This window comes from Limnobacter sp. UBA3528, assembly GCF_002377005.1.
GTDB lineage: Bacteria > Pseudomonadota > Gammaproteobacteria > Burkholderiales > Burkholderiaceae_B > Limnobacter.
The window spans coordinates 39,626-59,509 of record NZ_DFOZ01000017.1 but is presented as its reverse complement, the minus strand read 5'-3'; the positions used below and the strand labels follow the sequence as shown (position 1 = coordinate 59,509).

At 53.7% G+C, this 19,884-nt stretch carries 20 protein-coding genes; 7 read left to right on the top strand and 13 right to left on the bottom strand.

The features are described 5' to 3' along the window. A partial coding sequence (locus B4N58_RS04645) for a hypothetical protein (protein ID WP_291746321.1) occupies window positions 1-751 on the top strand: 751 nt, incomplete at its 5' end. Between the two features lie 35 nt (window positions 752-786). On the opposite strand, the gene B4N58_RS04640 is transcribed toward B4N58_RS04645, so the two are convergent. After that, window positions 787-987, bottom strand: a complete 201-nt coding sequence (locus B4N58_RS04640; protein ID WP_008251330.1) for a (2Fe-2S)-binding protein — start codon at window positions 985-987, stop codon at window positions 787-789. Window positions 988-1,086: 99 nt separating this feature from the next. After that, window positions 1,087-1,563 carry a bacterioferritin gene (gene bfr / locus B4N58_RS04635; protein WP_105028468.1) on the bottom strand — a complete coding sequence of 159 codons (477 nt, stop codon included), beginning with the start codon at window positions 1,561-1,563 and terminating at the stop codon, window positions 1,087-1,089. 304 nt (window positions 1,564-1,867) lie between these two features. Between bfr and B4N58_RS04630 the strand changes: the two genes are divergently transcribed. The 6 genes from B4N58_RS04630 (at window position 1,868) to B4N58_RS04605 (ending at window position 8,601) form a co-directional block, all read left to right on the top strand. Continuing rightward, entirely contained in the window at window positions 1,868-4,063 is a 2,196-nt protein-coding gene (locus tag B4N58_RS04630; protein WP_291746319.1) for a TonB-dependent siderophore receptor, read from the top strand. Window positions 4,064-4,177: 114 nt separating this feature from the next. Further along, window positions 4,178-4,891 (top strand): energy transducer TonB, encoded by a 714-nt coding sequence (locus B4N58_RS04625; protein WP_291746317.1) that lies wholly within the window; start codon window positions 4,178-4,180, stop codon window positions 4,889-4,891. 30 nt (window positions 4,892-4,921) lie between these two features. Then, the gene (locus tag B4N58_RS04620) at window positions 4,922-5,641 is read left to right on the top strand and encodes a MotA/TolQ/ExbB proton channel family protein (RefSeq protein WP_138517671.1); all 720 of its coding nucleotides are present in this window, start codon (window positions 4,922-4,924) and stop codon (window positions 5,639-5,641) included. Between the two features lie 3 nt (window positions 5,642-5,644). Beyond that, entirely contained in the window at window positions 5,645-6,058 is a 414-nt protein-coding gene (locus B4N58_RS04615; protein WP_008251325.1) for an ExbD/TolR family protein, read from the top strand. A gap of 102 nt (window positions 6,059-6,160) precedes the next feature. Beyond that, window positions 6,161-7,708: a hypothetical protein gene (locus B4N58_RS04610; protein WP_291746312.1), complete on the top strand. Its 1,548-nt coding sequence runs from the start codon at window positions 6,161-6,163 to the stop codon at window positions 7,706-7,708. Continuing rightward, window positions 7,705-8,601: an SMP-30/gluconolactonase/LRE family protein gene (locus tag B4N58_RS04605; RefSeq protein WP_291746309.1), complete on the top strand. Its 897-nt coding sequence runs from the start codon at window positions 7,705-7,707 to the stop codon at window positions 8,599-8,601. The genes B4N58_RS04610 and B4N58_RS04605 overlap by 4 nt, the downstream gene beginning before the upstream one ends. On the opposite strand, the gene B4N58_RS04600 is transcribed toward B4N58_RS04605, so the two are convergent. From B4N58_RS04600 to B4N58_RS04550, 11 genes are all read right to left on the bottom strand, one after another. After that, window positions 8,589-9,443: a MurR/RpiR family transcriptional regulator gene (locus B4N58_RS04600; protein WP_008251322.1), complete on the bottom strand. Its 855-nt coding sequence runs from the start codon at window positions 9,441-9,443 to the stop codon at window positions 8,589-8,591. The two genes, B4N58_RS04605 and B4N58_RS04600, sit on opposite strands and share 13 nt — an antisense overlap. A gap of 42 nt (window positions 9,444-9,485) precedes the next feature. Then, entirely contained in the window at window positions 9,486-11,120 is a 1,635-nt protein-coding gene (locus tag B4N58_RS04595) for an ATP-binding protein (RefSeq protein ID WP_291746303.1), read from the bottom strand. 46 nt (window positions 11,121-11,166) lie between these two features. Next, complete coding sequence (locus tag B4N58_RS04590) at window positions 11,167-13,764, bottom strand: DUF6351 family protein (protein ID WP_291746300.1); 2,598 nt, start codon at window positions 13,762-13,764, stop codon at window positions 11,167-11,169. A gap of 121 nt (window positions 13,765-13,885) precedes the next feature. Continuing rightward, window positions 13,886-15,031, bottom strand: a complete 1,146-nt coding sequence (locus B4N58_RS04585) for an ABC transporter ATP-binding protein (protein WP_291746297.1) — start codon at window positions 15,029-15,031, stop codon at window positions 13,886-13,888. Beyond that, window positions 15,028-15,696, bottom strand: coding sequence for a molybdate ABC transporter permease subunit (modB, locus tag B4N58_RS04580; protein WP_348680746.1), 669 nt, complete (start codon window positions 15,694-15,696; stop codon window positions 15,028-15,030). Before modB ends, B4N58_RS04585 begins: the two co-directional genes overlap by 4 nt. Beyond that, entirely contained in the window at window positions 15,693-16,457 is a 765-nt protein-coding gene (gene modA, locus B4N58_RS04575; RefSeq protein ID WP_008251305.1) for a molybdate ABC transporter substrate-binding protein, read from the bottom strand. Before modA ends, modB begins: the two co-directional genes overlap by 4 nt. 24 nt (window positions 16,458-16,481) lie before the next feature. Next, a complete protein-coding gene (gene arsH / locus B4N58_RS04570) occupies window positions 16,482-17,192 on the bottom strand; it encodes an arsenical resistance protein ArsH (RefSeq protein ID WP_008251303.1) in 711 nt (236 codons plus the stop codon). Between the two features lie 32 nt (window positions 17,193-17,224). Beyond that, window positions 17,225-17,656, bottom strand: coding sequence for a YqaA family protein (locus B4N58_RS04565; RefSeq protein WP_008251301.1), 432 nt, complete (start codon window positions 17,654-17,656; stop codon window positions 17,225-17,227). A 3-nt stretch (window positions 17,657-17,659) separates the two neighbouring features. Continuing rightward, complete coding sequence (locus tag B4N58_RS04560) at window positions 17,660-18,211, bottom strand: gamma-glutamyl-gamma-aminobutyrate hydrolase family protein (RefSeq protein ID WP_291746290.1); 552 nt, start codon at window positions 18,209-18,211, stop codon at window positions 17,660-17,662. Between the two features lie 104 nt (window positions 18,212-18,315). Beyond that, window positions 18,316-19,305 (bottom strand): amidoligase family protein, encoded by a 990-nt coding sequence (locus B4N58_RS04555; RefSeq protein ID WP_008251296.1) that lies wholly within the window; start codon window positions 19,303-19,305, stop codon window positions 18,316-18,318. An 82-nt stretch (window positions 19,306-19,387) separates the two neighbouring features. Continuing rightward, window positions 19,388-19,810: an organic hydroperoxide resistance protein gene (locus B4N58_RS04550; protein ID WP_008251294.1), complete on the bottom strand. Its 423-nt coding sequence runs from the start codon at window positions 19,808-19,810 to the stop codon at window positions 19,388-19,390. Window positions 19,811-19,884 lie beyond the last annotated feature (74 nt).

Here is a 19,884-nt window from a genome sequence, read left to right as displayed (position 1 = left end):
GAGTATTTGGCCAGAATACGCACCCCTTATTTCCTCTTCGCTTTGTCACTCTCCCGATCGCACTCAAAATTTGCTGCTGAACCCCCGCATTACAACTGCCCTTGAAAGCGCGCTGCCCGGCATCAATGCAAACAAACTGATTCACGCTCTGGACACCCTGCTGGGCGGTCGCGGTAACTACACTTTGGTGGGTAGCGCCAGCATGCACCTTCATGCACTTGAACACCCCAACGCCACGTGTGCATTGCCAATGCCTCATGATCTAGATGTGGTTGTCAATGACACTGCGATTCGTCGCGTAGAGCTTGCGAACACAGAAACACTGGGCGGACTGAATTTGAAACGCGACGCGAATTTTGCGCATGTGTTGCACATGCCGCGCGACAATGCGCCCGACCTGAAAATTGACATTGTCCATTCCAGCACCCAGGGTTTTCTGAAGTACCAATTCAACCCGCATTCCATTCACAACATACAAGTTGGCATGTTGGCCGACTGCCTGGCCGATTACAAAGCCAGGCGTACCGATCAGGAATTCGTAGAACAATGTGGAGGCCAAACCCAGGCAAATGCAAAGGTTCAACCCTGGCTGGATTATTTCGACCAGTTTCGCCACGAGGCAGGCACTGTGTTGCCGCGGCAAGCCGCGAAAAGACGATTTACAGAATCAAGGAACTCAAGCCCCGAACAAGGGTTGGGTGAACCCAGCCACGCCAGGGCAGCCGCGAGAATTTTGAAATTTGGGAGCTAAGGTGGGAAATTAAGCCAAGCGATTGAATTGGAAAATCAAACCGTTTGCTGGCTCATTTCACTGACTTGGATCAGCGTGTTGTGCGCATCAATTTCACTTTGGCAGTGCATGCGGCACTGGCCGCAGCCCGAACATGCACCCGTTTTCATGGTGATGTCGTCCACTGAACCACAACCGCTTCGCACGGCTTCAGAAATGGTACGGTCGCTTACGTTGGCACAAATGCAGACGATCACGGTGGGCCTCAAATTGCGTTGAACTTGAAATTAATAATAATGATTCGCATTACTATAATCAAGTATTTTTTCAACGCAATTCGAAAAATGTTAGACGATTTACTCTGAAACACCCATCATGGATTGCTCGTAATTCTGCAAACCTACCCTGTCAATCAGGCTCAGCTGGGTTTCCAGCCAATCGATGTGTTCTTCGGTGTCTTCCAGAATTTCTTTCAGAATGTCGCGAGAAACATAATCGCGCTCGTCCTCCGACGCCTTGATGCCATCTTTGATCGTCACTTGGGCTGCGCTTTCCATTTTCAGGTCGCTTTCCAGAATCTCGCGTGTATTTTCGCCAATCATCAACTTGCCCAGGTCTTGCAGATTGGGCAGGCCATCCAGCATCAGCACGCGTTCAATCAGCAAATCGGCGTGCTTCATTTCACCGATGGATTCCTCATATTCCTTTTTCTTCAGTACATCCAGGCCCCAATTGCCGAAAATGCGCGAATGCAGGAAATACTGGTTAATCGCAGTCAATTCATTCTTCAATTGCGCATTCAGTGCCGCAATTACTTTGCTCGAACCTTTCATTGTTCCTCTCCCTTGCATTCAAAAATCAACTCAATCCACAGTGTACAACGCGGGCCAAGGGGGCCGAAACCCTTTTCTGGTGCGCTTCTTAAAAAAGTACTTGCCAAAATCGAAAAGCCAAATAATAATGAGAACACTTCTCGTTTCTATCTTTCCGAGTGAGATTGCCGTGGGCCTACCGATCAATCTCCTTCTTCGCAACAGTTGGCATCCTCACCGGTAGGCCTTCCTCGCTCAGAAAGACCCTCCCGCACCAGCCAGCCGCCGCAAGCCAGTGCATCTTTTATCTCAAAGGATTGCTGTCATGAATAAACGCGCGCTGGTCGTGGCGATTGGCGCAGCTGTAGGTTGTCACCCGGCTGCATGGTCACAAAGTACTCAACAAAATGAGGCGACTACACTTAAAGAAGTGCAGGTTACCGGGTTTGAGCGGGTTTACAAAGAACCGACCACCAATACGGCCTTGGGCTTCGAAGCGGACCCGATGAGCACACCGCTGACCACCATCAGCATTCCCATCGACATTCTGGAAGACCAGCAAGTTAACAACGTTGAAGATGCATTGCGCAACGTAGCCGGTGTCACCAAATTCAAACAGGGCAATGGTGGCGAGGAAAAGTTTTCAATACGCGGTTTCGATGCCTCCCAATCGCTTTACAAAGACGGCGCACGTATCAACAACGTGTTCAATGCCACCAACATTGCCACCACTGAAACCGCCAACATTGAGCGTTACGACATATTGAAGGGCCCGGCTGCCATTTTGTATGGTCAGGGCGAACCGGGCGGTGTCATCAACTATGTCACCAAGAAACCAAAATTCACCGAGTACCGTGCTGCCGAAGTGATTGCCGGTAGCGACGACTATTACCGCGTTGAAGCCGACTTCACCGGGCCGCTGAGCGACACCTTCGCTTACCGGCTTATCGTGTCGTCTGAAGACAGCGGCAGTCATCGGGATTTCACCTTCCGCGATCGTCAGCTGGTAGCACCTTCATTGACCTGGAAGCTGAGTCCTCAAACACTGGTCACCGCGCAGTATGAATACATCACCGACACCTACACCCAGGACCGTGGTCAGGTGCTCGATGGCAACAATGCCACAGGCTATTCCTACAGTGGTCGCCTGAACGGCACCCAGTTTTATGGCATTCCCGGCTGGAATGAAAACACCGAAAGCGACTACAACCGGTTTGCCTTGCTGGCCGAACATTTCTTTGACAATGGCTCGTCAATTACAGCCAACTATTCTCGTACGCGAGTGGACAAAACTCTGTTTGACTCCAGCCCTAGGGCTATTGGTCCGAATGCACAGGTGGTTGCAGACAATGGTGATGTCGCCATTCGAGCGTCGCAACAGGGTGGCCAGGGCGAAAGCGACAGCATGGTGCTGAAGTACCAGTGGCAACTGGATGGCGGCAGTATGTTCGGGCAGAACATCAGTCACAAATTCCTGTTGCAAGGTGATTACGAGCGTATTGTGAACAACACTATTTCTGCCTCAGGCACCCAAATCACTTACAACGTGAACACAGGGCAGTACAGCGGAATTCCGCCTGGCGGAGTGGTCGTGGGTCCGTTCACCCAAGGCGGAAGCAGTGCCCGTCAACAGGGCTTTGTTATTCAAGACCTCATTTCAATCGGCGAGAAATGGAATTTGCTGGCGGGCTTGCGCAGCACCCAATTTGAAGACCGCCAAGCCAACGTAGACAGCGATGACATTTCACCCCGGTTTGGTCTGGTGTACAAAGCCACCAACACATTGTCGTACTACGGTAGCTGGGCCAAAGGCTTCACCCCCACCACTGCCACTGGCTTTAACCCGGCCACGGGCAACGGCATTGGCGGTGCCCCTCTCGATCCGGAACGCACCGAGCAGTATGAATTGGGTGTAAAAAAACAGTTACTGAACAAGCAACTGGACATTACCGCGGCAATTTTTGATTTGCGCAAATCCGATGTGGCAGTCACCGACCCGGCGTCATCTGGTTTGCCAGCAGGTGAACAGTGGTCCACCAACTTGGGCGAAACCCAAACCCTGGGCTTCGACATTCAAGCAATCGGCAAGGTGAACGATGCATTCCGCGTGGTTGCAGGCTACGCCTACCTGGACAATCAGCTCCTGGCGGTAGACCCTTCACTGGCTGGCCAAGAGGGCAATGCCTTGCCGGGCATTCCCGAGCATTCCGGCAATTTGTTTGGTGTGTATGAAGTGCAGCGCGGCCAATACAAAGGCTTGGGCCTGGGGCTCGGTGTGTTTGCCCAAACCGGTTCATTTGTGTCGACAGAAAACCGCGCCAAATACGATGGCTGGGCGCAACTGGATGCCTTGGCTTACTACAAGGCCGACGGGTGGAAAGTGCAGCTGAACCTGAAAAACATCACGGATGAGGAGTACAACTACGCGCAAGCTGGCACCACCACCGATTCATTCGGTGCAGTGCGAGTGGGCACCAGCACGCCTAGAACCGTCAATGTGAGCTTGTCGGTCGAATTTTGATCGCCAAGATCTGATACACTCTTTTTGATATTAATTCTCATTCACAAAATTGGAGTGCATGAAAATTGCTTGCTGATTGAATAGTCCGCAAGCAAGATCGAAGCAATTGACTCAATGAACACAACGTTGAACACCATGTCCGTTCCAATGAGTGCTCTACAGGGCAACAACACTCAATCCATCAGTAACGCCGTCACCTTCGCCGGTGTGGTGTTGTTGCACGTGCTGGGTTTGGTTTGGGCCGCACAACAACTCAGCGTAAGTGACCCCGTGATTACGCCACCCAGCGTGGTGGGTGTATTGGTAGCGCCTGAACCTGAACCTGCGCCGCCACCGCCCAAGCCAGTTCCGCCGCCACCCAAGCCTGAGCCGAAACCGGTCGTTCCAAAACCAACACCAAAACCAACGCCAAAGCCTGTGGCCAAGCCAGAGCCTGTGCGTGAAGTGGCTCCGGAACCCGTGCAACAAGCGGCCCCGGCTGCACCTGCACCACCCGCCCCGCCAGTGCAACAGGCCACGCCTGCGCCGGAGGCACCAGCACCTGTAACGCCACCACGTACCGACGCTGCGCACCTGAACAACCCGGCACCCCAATATCCAGCCTTGTCACGCAGGCTGGGTGAGCAGGGCCGGGTGATGCTGGACGTGTACATTCTTCCCGATGGCAGCGTGGGAGAAATCAAATTGAACCGCTCAAGCGGCTTTCCGCGACTGGACAACGCAGCCCTTCAGGCTGTGAAAACCTGGAAGTACGTGCCCGCCAAACGTGGCGACAAACCAATTCCGTTTTGGTATGTGCAACCGGTTTCTTTCGTATTGAATAACTGAGAACATTGAATTTAAGCGAGGTTTATTGAAATGGAAAACAATCCTTACGGTATGGCCGCCATGTGGGCGCAAGGTGACTGGGTCATCAAAAGCGTGGCACTGCTGCTGTTGATCATGTCGATTGCGTCCTGGTACGTCATCATCACTCGCAGCATTCGCCTTTATCGCCTGCGTAAAAATGTGGGGGCGGTCGACAAGTTCTGGCACACCCACAGCTTTGCTGAAGGCTTGCAGGTGCTAGGCAAAGACACCGGCAACCCGTTTCACCATATGGCGATTGAAGGCCAGGCTGCGGTCAACCACCACAGCACCAACAAGGACGACCTGCACGGGCAAATCAGCCTGGCCGACTGGCTAAGTGAAGCACTTCGTGGTGCCATGGATGAAGCCGCCGAGAAACTGCAATCAGGCCTTTCCATTCTGGCCTCTGTCGGTTCTACTGCGCCCTTTGTTGGCCTGTTCGGCACGGTGTGGGGCATTTACCATGCGCTGGTGGGCATTGGTGTTTCAGGTCAGGCCAGTATCGACAAAGTGGCGGGCCCTGTGGGCGAGGCGCTGATCATGACGGCATTTGGTTTGGCTGTGGCCATTCCGGCTGTGCTGGGCTACAACGCACTGACCCGCGCCAACAAGGGCTTGCTGAGCAAGCTGAACCGCTTCGCGCGCCAGTTGCATGCCTATTTCCTGACCGGCTCACCCATGCAGAAAGATTCCGCCGTGCGCACCATGCCCTTGAAAAAGGAGGCGTAAGCCATGTCGTTCAATTCTTACGACGATCAGCAGGAAATGAGTGAAATCAACATGACACCCCTGGTGGACGTCATGTTGGTGCTGCTGATTATTTTCATCATCACCGTGCCAGTGATTACGCATTCCGTGAAAGTAGACTTGCCGCAAGCCAGCCAACAACCCACTGAGGTAAAACCCGATGTGGTCACGTTGACGGTACAGCGCGATGGCAGCCTGATGTGGAATGACGAGTCACTGACTTTTGAGAACCTGGAACTTCGTTTGCAAGCTGTGGCGCAACAGGAAAAACAACCCGAGTTGCGTATTCAGGGCGACAAGGCCGTGGAGTACGAGAAGGTGATTCAGGTGATGGCCGCTGCACAACGTGCCGGCGTAGAAAAACTTGGCTTCATGACAGAGCCGCAAAGCACACCCTGATCCAAATTTGGAGGCAGAGTAAACATACTTTCTTGAAGTCATGCGAAACTGGGCGCTGAAGCTTGTTTTCAGCGCCTTTTTTATTTTCTTATTGGCCTATTCATGAACACATCTGCCTTGAACCCAGGTTATCTTTCCCGCAGTGTTGGTCCAATCCATATCAATCTGGATCGACAGCTATACAACGCCAGCCATGTGCTGAACTTTGAAAAATCCCAGGCACATCAGCATTTGTCCACATTCATTCACCGCATGTTCAGCGGCGAGGTGGTCAACAGCACAGAACACCGGCCAGCCGGTCATTGGGCCCTGAGAGCAGCCTGCAACCAGCAGGCCTACCCTGCACCAGTTTCGCTGGTGGTCAATGGTCGGGATGAACTGGCACTGACCAGGCAAGTGCAACACCAGATGGAAGCCTTCGTTGAACAGGTGCGCTCGGGCCGCTACACCACTCCCGACGGCAAACGCTACGACAGCGTATTGCATTTGGGCATTGGTGGTTCTGACCTAGGCCCCCGTCTGCTGAATGACGTGTTCAGCAAACTGGATTTGGGTGAAGCACCGGCATTGAATATCCGGTTTGTCGCCAATGTGGACTTTCATGAAATGAAAGCTGCGTTGGCTGCACTGAACCCGAAAACCACTTTGGTGGTCATTGCCAGCAAATCATTTTCAACACGCGAAACCCTGCACAACGCGCAGCATATTTTCAAATGGCTCGATGCCGCGGGGCCTGAGTACCGCCCCAAAGCACTGGTGGCCGCAACCTGCAAACCCAACAAAGCGATTGAGTTGGGCGTGGCCGCTGACCGGGTATTTGAATTCAGCGAAACGGTGGGCGGGCGTTATTCCCTGTGGGGCCCAGTCTCAATTGGCGTGCGCATGGTGCACGGCAACCCGGTGTTCAATGAACTGCTTGAAGGCGCTGCCTTGATGGATGGCCATGTGTTGCAAAGCAAAGCCAGTCAATGTATTCCAACGCTGCTGGCGCTGAGCGACCTGTACAACCTGGAACACGGCGCGGCCTCGCTGATGCTGAGCCCCTACGATTCACGCTTGGGTCAGCTGGTACCCTACCTTCAACAACTGTGGATGGAATCACTGGGCAAAGGCGTGAACAACCAGGGCGAGTTGCTCGACAAACCCGCCTGCCCGATTCTGTGGGGCGATGTGGGTACCAATGGGCAACATGCTTTTTTCCAGATGCTGCACCAAAGCAAAATTGCAAGCTCAGTTGAGTTGATCGCAGTGGTGCAACCCGACCATGATGAAGTCAAGTCGCACCAAGTGCTGCTCTCGCATGCCTTGGCGCAGTCTGAGGCTTTCTCGGTGGGGCGTTTAAACTCACCCGAAGAGCTCAACAACACCGCCAGCAATTACAAATCTTGCCCGGGTCACCGGCCTGTTCAAATGGTGTTTCTCGATTCGCTGACGCCCTACTCGCTTGGCGCACTGTTGTGCATGTGGGAACACCGCACTGCTGCGCTGGCCGCCATGCAAAATATCAATCCCTTCGACCAATGGGGCGTTGAATTGGGCAAAGGCATAGCCGAGCAACTGGAACACAGCGTGCCACCTGGCCATACCCCTGCAGAGAACCCGGTGACCGCACACCTGATCAACCATTTCCTGAAAAATTCCGCCTCATGATGAAATGGCAAGCCCTGCCACTGCCCGCCTGTAGCCTGGCCGAAAGCCCACGGTATGCACACGGTGGCTGGGCTTGGGTGGACATCAACAAGCGCATGTTGTATCGCCTGGATCAAAGCGATGTATTGAACACAACTTTGGACGATTCAGCGCAACCAAGCGCCTTGCAATTGCCCGATGAAATAGGCTGCGTGCTGCCCACTGCGAAGGCGAACACTTGGGTGGCACTGGGCAGGCAAGGCGGCTGGCTGATCGAGGGCAACAGCTGCACCCTGAAGCTGCATGCGCCTTTCGATTCAGGCAAGCACCGCTTCAACGATGGCCGCGCAGATACAAACGGCCGAATCTGGATTTCAACCTTGGTCGATGCCCGCAGCCCCGCCACCGCCGCACTGTATCGCATTGAGTCGGGAAAGGTCGAGCTAAAAATAGGCGATTTGATTGTGGGCAATGGCCTCGCGTTTTCTCCAAAAGGCGACTCGGTGTTTCTCAGCGACACGCGGCACAAATGCATTTGGCGATTTGATTACTCGGTCGAGACTGGGGAGTTCAGTAACCGGCAATTGATCAAACAGTATTCCGAAGGAACTGCACGGCCCGATGGTGCCTGTTTTTCATCCGATGGCAGCTACTGGGTTGCCATCCTGGAGGGCTATCGGCTTGACCGTTTCAGCGAACGCGGCGAGTTCGTTGAAAGCATTGAATTGCCTTTGGCCAAACCCACCATGCCTTGCTTTGGCGGTACGCAAGGCAATGTGTTGCTGGTGTGCTCGGCACAAGCCGATGAGAAGTTTCCGAACAAACCGGGTTTTGAAAACACCAGCCTGATTGCCTGCAGAACTGACTTCACTGGTTTGGCGGAAAACTTCGCCAACCCGCATCACTTGGTGTAACGGCTGTCGATCAGGTTTTTCTTCAAGCGCGCCATGTTTTTCTGAACTGAATCGCCCAGCCGCATCGCCACTTGCGTAGCCAGCACATCCACAACACAAAGGTGCAACAAGCGCGACACCATGGGGCTGTACTGCTCGTAGTATTCACCATGATCTGCAGGAATATGCACCTGTACCGCTTGGGCCAAAGGCGAACCCGACGCTGTGATGGCAATGGTACTTGCACCCGCTGCGCGGGCAATTTGCGTGGCGTCGAGTAAATCCTGACTGCGGCCTGAATTTGAAATAATGATGAGGCAATCGGCTTTGTTCAACATGGATGCAGCCATGATCTGCAAATGCCCATCGGAGTAAGCATGCGCTGTACAACCCATGCGGAAAAACTTGTGCTCTGCATCCAGCGCCACAAACCCCGAATTGCCCACCCCATAGAAAACAAGCCGACCTTTTTTTTCAATTGTTTTTGCAAGCAACTGTGTGGCTTTGTCGATGGGTTTGGCCGGGGCTGTATTGCGGAAAGTGCGCAGTGTGTGAATGGCGTTGTCGAGTACTTTTTGAATCAGGGTTTCACCACTGTCACCTGCTTTCACCGATTGGTGAATGAACGGTACCCCTGCATTCAAACTGGCGGCCAGTTTCAATTTGAAATCACTCAGCCCCTCGTAACCCAGCGATCGGCAAAACCGCACCACCGACGGACTGCTGACACCTGCGCGTTTGGCCAGTTCAGTCACAGGCATTTTCTGGAAACCACTGGGATCTTTTAATACCAGCTGGGCCACGGCCTGTTCGGCACCGGAAAACTGCTCCAGCTCCATGCGGATTCGGTCAAGTAAATTCATGCACACGCCGGGGCAAACCCGAAGTAATAAAATTACATTGTACTAGCGAATCACACCACGCGCCTTGAAGTATTGAACCAGCACGTTGGGCTCAAAAGGTTTGGAATAAAAGGCATCAATACCCGCCGCCATGGCGCGTGCATATTCAGCCAAACGCGAACCAGCGGTCACCGCCACAATTGGAATTTTTACATACTCCACCATGTCGCGAATATGGCGTGTGGCACTGAACCCATCCATGACCGGCATGTGTAAATCCATCAGGATTGCGGCAATGTCCACGCTTTTGTCCTGAAGCATTTCAACGGCCACTTGACCGTTCCCAGCCACCACCACATGGGCGCCCAGCTTGCGAAGTCGAATGGCATTAATCTTCGCCACGGTGGGGTCGTCCTCCACCAGTAAAAGCTTCAGATTACTCAAAGGCAATTCGCCTTCGGCCCGGTCGGCCGACACAGCCTGCGCACTGGCCCTGCCCAGCAAGTTAAGCGGCAGCTGAATGCTGCTGCAAGTGCCTTCGCCCTGTCGGCTTTTCAACAAAAGCTGCCCACCCATCATTCCAAGGTACTTGTGGGTGAGATAAAAGCCCACACCCATGCCACCGCCCCCACGGGTGCGGCGCACAGATTGGTTAGCAAAAGGTTGGCCAATCGATTGGATCAGTGAATCGGCCATGCCAATTCCATCATCGCTGACCTCGAAATAAAGTTCCGCGAGCGGCTCGGCCTTGAATGCAATGTGCACTTTGATTTGGTGGGCATCTGAAAACTTCATGGCATTGTCGATCAAACCGTGCATCATGCGACCAATGCGCACTTTGTCACCCAACACCAAAGGGTCAAAATCGAATTCCTCATGAATGTCCAGCAGGTGAATTTGCCCGGGATGCGCGCGTTGCACCAACCGCAAGCGGTCCAGCCAAAGGGCGCGCAAATCAAACGCTTCTTCGTCCAGCTGAAGCTCGCCCAACATGCTGTCGGCGTAATCCATTAACATTTTTACGCTGCGGGTTACATCAATATTGGCTTTGTCCAGGTCTTGAAACAACTCCGCTTGATCCTCGTCCAGTCGAGTGGCCGACAACTGGTTCAGCATTTCAAGTGAATTGTTCAAGGGGGTGCGCAGCTCGTGGCTGACCACATTCAAAAAGTGATTCTGCTGCCGCACCACTTGCATCAGTTCTTTGGTTTTGTGACGCAAACGCTCATTGCCATGCTTCAGTTCATTCAGCAGCTTGGCCTTGTCGGTCACATCCACTATCGCAAGAATGACAATCGGTGTTTCGGCTTCGCGATTAACGTTCAAGCCAATTTGTACAGAAATTTCATGCCCAGCTTTGTGATGAGCGGGAAAGTATCTCTGCCCGGTGCCCTGCCCCATCATCCGCCCCGTGGACGACTGCATGAATTTCTGAAACAGGCTGGAATGCCCGTTTCTCAACTCTGGTGGCAACAGCATTTCAAAAGGCCGATCCAGCAACTCGACCACTGAGTAACCGAAAATATCGGCGCAATACGAATTCAGGGAAAGAATTCGCCCGGCATGATCAACCTGCATCAAGCCAACGGGGCTGTGCTCCAACACGTCGGGAGTTATTTTTTCAGAGTTCAAGGGGAGCGGATTCACTGGATTGAATAGACCCAGTGTGCCCGATCGGGAAAAAAAAGAAGGGGGCATTACCGTGGCAAAGCCCCCTCTATTCATTCAATTGATAAATGATTAATTACTGTGAATTAACATTCCTAAAAGCGGGTGCTGCCCAACCCTGCCTTGAATTGGCTGGCTTGGCTGGCAACGGTGTTCCCCCAATCAACTTCTCGGTGGCAGTGCCGTAGCGCAGCCAGGTCTGTGTGGATTGCGTGCCCACGCCGGGCTTGCTGTAATCGCACACGCCCTGCGGGAAAATTTCCTTCACCTGTGCCACGAAAGCCGCAGCATCGGTAATCGACACCACACCGGCGTAGTCTGCAGGGTCAACCGGCTTTAACACACACTTGTTGGTAAGTGTGCGAATGTCGTCGCCCGCCACAGTGCGGGGTGTGCCAAAGCGGGTTTGCACCAGCACGTGTTGCAATTCAGCAATTGGGCCAGTCAACTGGGCTGACATGCCTGTGGAATCCACGGCCGAGAAATCCAGGCCACACACTTGATTGCTCAACTGGTCAAATATCTGACCTGCTTCAGGTGGTGGCTTTGGAATACTGCTTGAATTGGCCATTGGCAAAATTGGCTCCGGGTAAAACAAATTGCCAGTCAGCGGTACGAAGGGGCCGTCATCGGCATAAATGCTTTGTGCAGACAGGCATTTGTCACGTGCAGACGCTGGCTTGTTGGCCACTACTTTTTCTGGCAAAGGCTTGTTGCTGTCATCCGCCTCAATCTGGCTTAGCCAACGGTCCATCACCAGCAAGGCCTCCGTACTGTAGGTAGAGTCGCCCGCAAGTACCAATTGCCCGAACCAAATCACATGGTTGTCGAAATGCCCCTGTGTGGCATTCAAGCGGGCGCGCATCTGCCAGCTGTGAAATGCATCGTGCGCAATACCGGGGTCGGGACCACGCAAGTCAATAATCGGGATGTTGCTTAAATGCTCTGCCGTGTTGACCGCACCTGTTTTATAGGAGTTGGTCAAAGCCAGGGGATCTGCCACGGTGCGCGTGGCCACACGCTGAATGTCGACATCAAAACCACCGATATTGCGGTTCAAATCCAGAAACTGATCCGCAGTGATGGTGCCTTGCTGAAGCGCGCCCAGGCCATATTGCACGCCCACATTGTCCAGCGGAATACCGCCAAAACCTCGACCAATTTTCTTTTCGTTGGCACTCCATACATCGGGTGTTCTAAAACCAAACTGGGTGCTCATGTAGTCGATCAAGCCACAGCGCAGCCCGCCCGGGTTGTTCACTGGGTCATAAGGCGTAGCGGCCCCATTCAGGCCACGGCAGTTGTCTGCGAACGGATAGGCCTTGGGGAAAAACGCGTTGTCCGACAACACAGGGTTCACCGGCAAGTGACCGTACACTGCACTCCACTGCACGTAGGGCAAAAAGTTGGGGTTGAAGTTGGGAAACTGATTGGCATTTTCAGCTTCATTCACGCCGGGATAGCGATTGCCAAAGTAGGAATTCAACAAGTTGTAATCGGCAAACTGTGAGGCCGTGGTCCATACATCCGGGTATGAACACTGCACGATAATGCCCTGATAAATACCGGGGTAAGCATTGGCAATGTGTTGCTGGGCAATGGCGCCACCCGAGCAACCGGTACCCATGGTGTAGCGGATTTCGCCGTACTGTTCAACAATGCGTTCTTTCACCATCATCAGCGATTCTGCAGCCGTCACCAGGTTTACGTTGTGGCCCAAATTGGCCAAGGCTGTAGACGTGGCAATAAAGCCGCGACCCAAGGCCACAGTAATGCTGTCGCCCAGCAAAAACTCGGCACCATCCGGTGCTGTGCCCGAAATGTCGCCGTTGGGCGGGTTGCCCGGGCCGTAGGTTACGCCCACATTGCCGCCATGGTGAATCAGCACCTTGCCATTCCACTGTGCCTGGGGTTTCCAGGGCTGCCAGTCTTCAGAGGGATTGAACAGGGTGCGAATTTGATAGCGATCACGGTTCTGCACACCCCGTTCCGTACGGATGATGAAAGGCACAGTCACACCATTGTCGGTGGTGGTCATGGCAATTTCACCGGCAGGCGGCGGGTTTTCTGGATCGTAAGGCAGGAAGGTGGGCGCAAATTCCTGTTCCTGAAAGTTCGAATTGGTCAGCACGTGTTGCAGCTTGTTGGCGGGCAGGTATGAAAAACTAAAAACTGCCGGCTGATTGCACTGGGCATCTATGAAACCCTCGTTGGTGCAAGTCCAGGGTTGTACTTGCGGCCCAGAGAATACGGGCCCACCGTTGGGGTGATTCGTGATCGTGGTCACGATTCGACCCGTGTTTTTCAACACGGCCATGATGCGGTTTTCACCCAAGGCCAAGCCTTGAATGCGCCCCATGTAACGGCCATTGTCGCGTAGCGCAAACTGGTCACTGACATCCACTGTGCCCAGCATCACCTTCACGTTCTGCAGGTTGGCGGGGTCTTCGGCAGTAATCTCAATCAGGGCGTTGCCGTCGCTGATCAAGTCGGCGCGATTTGATAAAACCCGAATGCCATCACCCGGCTCCAGATCGACCGGGGTTTCTTCATTGGGATTGGTTACGGTGGGGCCATCGCCCCCAGCCACTGGGCTGGAATCGTTGCCACCCAGGCACCCGGCGAGAAGCGCAAGCGTGCTGAGCGCAAGCGCGGTTTGAAGTGTTTTGCTCATATTTTTTTGTAAGTTTGAATTGTCTCCAAACCTTCATACTTCAAGCCAACACTTTCAGATTCACCTTGTAAATCAGTTACTTACTTTATTTCGTACTTTACTTAAGCACTCTTGCCATTTATTACTGTCGGTGTTTTTTCGGCATAATGTGTATTAATGCCAAGTCCATTTCGACTACACAAGGTTCGCCTTTTTTCAGCCCCAAACGCTGCGCCCCGGGCACCGCCATTTTCAGCGTCTCGAACGGTGCAACATCCATGGTCAAATCAATCAGGCTGAGCTCACCCAAATCGCGGTGCGCTTCTACATGCACAGGCAACACCACAAAACCGTCGCGCTGCAAATTGTAGGCGGCAGGCTTCAAAGTCAAGCCATCGGCATGCACCACCCAGTTCACCGGAAAACCGGGCGGAATTTTTCCTTTGTCCCTCACCCTTAGCTGAAAGCCGTTGGAGGCAGTTGCTTGCTGGGTATCCAGCGCGCGGGTCCAAAGCAAATGCCCCACGCCGGCTTCTTGGCCAGGCCCAAGCCAGGCTCCATGAAACCGGTTTTGAATGCCCACAAAGTCGGCCACCCTGGAGTTGCGAGGTCTGCGGTGTACATCAAAGGCTGGGCCCTCCTGCAGCACCTGCCCCTGGTCCAGCACCACCAGTTTGTCGCACAGCATGCGGGCTTCATTCAGATCGTGGGTGACCAGCACAATCGGGATATTCAGATCGGCCCGCAGTTCAGCCAGCAAACGGTACAGGCCCTCGCGATTCATTTGATCGACCGCAGAAAAGGGCTCATCCAGCAACAACAAATGAGGTTGACGGGCCAGTGCACGGGCCAGGGCCACGCGTTGCTGTTGACCACCCGACAATTGAGCTGGTTTTCGCATGGCTTCGTCTGCAGTCAATCGCACACGCTTGAGCCACTGCACCGCCTCGATGATCTGATCGCCTTTGGGCAAGTGCTGCAAGGCCAGCGCAACATTGGCGGCGGCGCTCAGGTGCGGCATCAGGGCATAGTTTTGAAACACCAAGCCCACCCGACGCTGCTGCGGTGTTTGAAAAATTCCTTTCGCGGTATCAAGCCAAACCTGCCCGCCCACTTCAATGCGGCCAGTTGCAGGTTTCATCAATCCTGCCAGCACACGCAGAATAGACGACTTCCCTGCCCCGGAAGGCCCCACCAAGGCCAGTAGCTGCCCAGCCTCGCAAGAAAAACCTGCACGCAGCGGCATCGGTTTTTGCTGCTCGATATCAACAAACAATGCGCTGGTCATGGCTTGCGCCTTCTTCGACCCGACAACCACAGCGAAGTGGCCACCGCCACCAGCGAGAACATCAACAGGGCCAGCGACATGGTGTTGGCTGCGTCCAAGTCGAAACTTTGTACGCTGTCATAAATTGAAATGGCCAGGGTTCGGGTTTCACCGGGAATGCTGCCACCAATCATCAGCACCACACCAAACTCGCCCAAGGTATGAACAAAGGTCAGCACCATGGCCGACAAAACTCCAGGCCAGGCCAAGGGCAATTCCACCTTGGTGAAAATGACCCAGGTACTCAAACCACTCACCTGTGCTGCCTCGTTCAAGTTGTGGGGAATGGATTCAAATGCGCGCTGAATGGGTTGCAACATAAATGGAATATTGAACACAACTGAAGCCAGCAACAAACCAGTGAAATTAAATGTGAGTGAAATGCCGAAGCTGCTTTGCAGCCATTGCCCAACTGGCGACGCACCACCCAGCGCAACCAGCAGGTAATAGCCCATGACTGTGGGTGGCAGCACGAGGGGCAATAAAATGGCAGCCTCAATCCATGTTCGGCCTTTGAACGAGGTGCGCGCCAACCAGCGACCCGCCAGCAAACCCAATGGCAGCAAAACAGCCAAGGTGCTAAAGGCAAGCTGCATGGACAAGGCAAAAGCGGACCAGTCCATCATCGCCCACGCACCTCGTCATAGCCATACTTTTTCAATACTGCCCGCGCGGTCTCGGTTTTTAGATAGTCGGCCAATGCTTTTGCAGCCGGGTTCTCGGGTTGAATCAACACCATGCCTTGAACCAAAGGTTGGTGCCATTCACGGGGCACCAAGGCATATTGGGTACGTGCAGCCAAGTCAGGCGCAAGCGCCAGCGACAAGGCCACAAGCCCGGCCTGCGCCGCACCTGAAGCCACAAACTGCGTGGCCTGGCCCACGTTTTCTCCAATCACCAATCTTGGCTTCACGCCGGCCCACAAATCAGCATGCATCAGCGCTTCTTGCGCGCGGGTGCCATACGGCGCCACCGTGGGGTTGGCAATGGCCAGCTTGCTCAGGCGACCGTCCTTCAAAGCTGCGGCCAAATCGGCCAGAGTACCATCGGGTTTCAAGCGGCTTTTCCGCGGCAACAACAACACCAAACGCCCTTCGGCATAGGGCAATGCAGGCGCTACAGCCAGTTTTTCGTCGACCAGTTTTTGAGGAAAAACCATGTCGGCCGACAGGAACACATCGAACGGTGCACCCTGTTTGATTTGACTGTAAAAGTTACCCGACGAACCATAAGCCACCTTCAAGGTGTGCCCTGTGGCTTTGGTAAATTGAGGTGAAATTTCATCCAGCGCATGGCGCAAAGTGGCCGCCGCCGCCACGGTGGCACTGCCTGCATGGGCGGTGCCCAGGCAAGTGAACCAAATGAAACAGGCCAATATTTTCAACACAGTGGTGCGCTCACCTGTTCAAAGTTAAATGCTGCGCTGGTTAACACGTTTGGACAATTGTTCTTCAGACTCTACACGCTCGGAGTATCGGTCGACCAGGTATTGCGCATGGCCGCGAGTCAGCAAGGTGAATTTCATCAGTTCCTCCATGACATCGACCAAGCGGTTGTAATACGCCGAGGGCTTCATTCGGTTATTCTCATCAAACTCCATGAATGCTTTGGCAATTGAAGATTGATTGGGAATGGTGATCATGCGCATCCACCTGCCCAGCACCCGCAACTGGTTCACCACGTTGAACGATTGCGAACCACCGCACACCTGCATCACAGCCAGGGTTTTGCCCTGCGTGGGCCGCTTGGCACCACCAGTCAGAGGCAACCAGTCAATTTGTGTTTTCATCACACCAGTCATGGCACCGTGGCGCTCGGGCGAACTCCACACCTGGCCCTCAGACCAGTCGGCCAACTCACGAAGTTCTTGCACTTTGGGGTGTTGCTCATTCGCCTCATCCACCAAAGGCAAACCTTCCGGGTTGAAAAACCGCACCTCGGCACCCATCAACGTCAGCAGGCGGCCAGCCTCCTCGGCCGCCAAACGGCTGAATGAGCGCGCACGCAACGAGCCATACAAAATCAGAATGCGCGGCGGGTGCAGCAGCGTGTCTCCCAACAGTTCGCGTTCAGGTTGCTTGAAACAATTGGTATCCAGGTTGGGCAAATCACTCGGGTTCATGACAACACCATTTCCTTCTTGTCTGAATTTGATTAAAACCAGGCCACCGACATTTCAGAAAAATAAATCACCGCCACATAGCGCAATGTTTTTCCAATACCGACCAGCACAATAAACAACCACAAGTTCACACGCATGATACCGGCGACCAGGGTTAAAGGGTCGCCGCCAATCGGCATCCAGGCCAATAACAAACTCCAAACACCGTAGCGCTGAAACCAGGCCTGCATTTTCTCGATCTGCTCGGGTTTGAAATAAAACCATTTTTTGTGCTGAAAGTGCAGCAGGTAACGCCCCAGCACCCAGTTCACAACCGAACCCAGAGTGTTGCCCACCGCTGCCACAGCCAACAACAAGCCGGCGGGTTCGCCAGCACGAATCATGGCAAACAAAACCACCTCGGAATAGAAAGGCAAAATGGTGGCCGCCAGAAAGGCAGAAGCAAACAGCAAGGAATACGACATGGATTACACGCGGAAGGTGGCTTGCCTGCATTGTTGCACAAGCCATTTGAACAGGCGCCTGTGCTGCGGGCGGTAGAGCAAATATTCCGGGTGCCACTGCACACCCAGCCAGTGGCAAGGGCCAGAGGGTTCAATGCCCTGCACGAAACCATCGAGATCGCGGGCCACAACTTGCACCCCTTCACCCAGTTGGTCAATCGCCTGATGATGCAGGCTGTTGATGCGCAAGCGACTGGCGCAGGTCACTGTGGCCAAACAACTGCTGGCCCGCAAGGCCGCTGTTTTGCGTGGCAGCACCGTGCCCCGGTTTGAGGTTAACTTGCGCCTTGCGCGAATATCGATGTGCAGGCTGCCGCCCAAACTGACATTGATCAACTGGGTGCCGCGACAAATGCCCAGCATGGGCATTTGGTGCTTTAAGGCCCAGGCAATGTGCGCTTGCTCAAGGGCATCGCGATCTGGGTCGTAATGCGCCTTGGGCGCCTCTTCTTCGCCATACAGTGAGGGGTGAATATCGTCACCGCCACTCACAACCAGCGCATCGATTTGCGACATAGGCCAAGCGTGCTTTACGCTGATGCGCCGGGCTGTGCCCCCGGCCAACCACACCGCAAACCGGATACTGAACCACGATGGCGACCACCACTTGGCGTTGCCGGTTACACCGACAACAGGTTTTCGTGAATGTGCGCCAATTCCTGGTGCCAAGGTTCTTCCTTCAAGTTGATCAGGTTCTCGTTGTAATCAGTCCATTGTTCACACATGGACTTCAATGTGACCGGGTCCGCGGCCAGGTGTTCCACCACACACCAAATATTCCAGCTGTCGACCAAACCCCAACCGGCCTTTTCAATCTCACAGTTTGGCAAACGGTAATGAAAAGTGGGACGAGCATTGACACGCTCATCCTGTACCGCAGCCAACACACGCGCTTCATCAATCTGTTTGAACAATGGCAGCAAATCCATACCCCGGTTTCGTGTGGGGTTGTATTCCAGGTAATCATCGATGAGTTGTTGCATCGGCGTATCAACCGTGTAGGCCATCACAGTTTGGACGTATCGTTTTGGATAGGTGTCGATATAAGGCGTTAAACGACGCAGGGTGTCCACATCGTGTGCCTTCATCAACCAGTGTTGCGAAACACAGTAAGCCTGCAAATAGGGCACCAGGGTTTGCGCAGTCAGAGCTGGCAATTCAGTGTTAATGTGCACGCCAAATGCGTAAATCAGTGAGTCGGAAGTACCCAGGGCGCCAGCCTGTTGCAGAGCCCTCACCATACTATCGAGCACCTGGAGTTGATCCACAGGAACAGGCGGGCACACAACCTCGAGAGGCACCACTTGCCGAGCCAAGTCGGTCATCAACTCCAACACAGCGTCTTCGCTTGCGCCCTGCTCTTCAAGCCGCTTGCGTGCCATGTTTTTTGCAAAGCTCCAGTCCAGCTCAATTTTGAAATCACCGAACTGCGGGTGCCTTACTTTGCATTCCGCTTGGGTGTCCTTGATCACCTCGCCGTTCACGGCCTGCGCTACGGCATTGGCGGCGGTTTGCAAATCAAGTCCTGCAAATTCCAACTCGAAACCTGCACAGCGTACATCGCCCTTGGCATTGTTGACCCACGCGGGTTTGGCATAGTGGTTGTGCATTCAATCTTCCCAACAGAAAAACAAAAAGCGGCGGGCCTTCTCAAGCCCACCGCTTCTCAAACGGTTCAAAGCCTGTGTGCGCTTACACCACAGTCAACTTTACATCCACATTGTTACGGGTTGCGTTGGAGTAAGGGCACACCTGGTGCGCCTTCTCTACCAAAGCGCTGGCGGCAGCTTTGTCCATGCCTTCCAGTTTGATGCTCATGTCCACGGTAATGGCGAAACCCACACCCTTCGGGTTGCCACCAATGCCGACAGTCGCCGTAATTTCAGGCTCGGAAGGCAGGTTGATTTTATCTTGCCCAGCCACAAATTTAATTGCACCGATAAAACAGGCTGAGTAACCGGCAGCAAACAACTGCTCGGGATTGGTACCTGGGCCACCGGCTCCACCCAATTCTTTGGGGGTGCTCAGCTGTACTTTCAAACGGCCGTCGTCGGTGGCTGAACCACCCTCACGACCGCCAGTGGATGTGGCTTTGGTTGAGTACACTACTTGCATTGTTTTCTCCTGTGATTGGGTGAAAGAAGCAATAAACAGTTATCGCAATAACTATTTAAAAAGACGCCTTCATA